Genomic DNA, 755 nt, shown 5'->3' with positions numbered 1-755 from the left:
AGGCTCGCGACGTACGGTACGGACTACATGAGCCTGGGGGCTGCGGATGTGCAGCGGCAGGTAAGCCGCGAATTGGTGGTCATCCAACAGCAGTTGGACACCCCGCAGGCCTGGTCGGTGGCGGCCCGCTTGATGACGCTGTTCGGGGAGACATATCCCGGTGCGGACGGTTCCAAGGCCGTCCACTGGTACACCATGGCGGCCCGGGCGGCCGACGAATCCGGAGACGAGGCAACGCGCGTCTGGGTGCGCGGTCGTGCGGCCATCGCGCTCGGATATGAAGGCGCATCCCTCGGTATTGCCGACCTGATGGCCCGGCAGGCGATGGACATTACGGGCCGGCCTTCTCTGGGCCTGCTCAATGCGGTGATGGGCTCGGCCCATGCCCACGCGCTGCGCGGTGACATGGGGGAAGCCCGCGCCCTGATGTCGCGGGGGCAGCGGCTGTTCGACGCCGTGGCCTCGCCTGAGCAGACGAGTGACTATGCCGTGCCCTGGTGGCGCTGGAACGTGTTCGTGTCACTGCTCGCGGCACGACTGGGTGACGAGCACGCGGCGGAAGAGGCTCAGGATGCCGCGCGGAAGGCGCTCCCCGCCACCCTGCCCCGGTTCGCTACGCACCTGGAGATGCACCGCGGGCTGATGCTGGCCCGGTCCGGTGATGCCCGGGGAGGTGCCGAGTACGCCAGAGCGGCTCTCGATGCCTTGCCGCCCGAGAAGCACTCGCTCACGCTGCGCATGCTGATGACGGAGAT

At 68.5% G+C, this 755-nt stretch carries 1 protein-coding gene; it reads left to right on the top strand.

Annotation, left to right across the window (positions count from 1 at the left end; genetic code table 11):
- A partial coding sequence (locus NX801_RS30605) for an XRE family transcriptional regulator (RefSeq protein WP_258791228.1) occupies positions 1-755 on the top strand: 755 nt, incomplete at both ends.

Origin of the sequence: Streptomyces pyxinae (assembly GCF_024756275.1) — a bacterium.
In the GTDB taxonomy this organism is placed as follows: Bacteria; Actinomycetota; Actinomycetes; order Streptomycetales; family Streptomycetaceae; genus Streptomyces; species Streptomyces pyxinae.
Note: the sequence above shows the minus strand (reverse complement) of the source record. Positions and strands in the feature narration are given on the sequence as shown.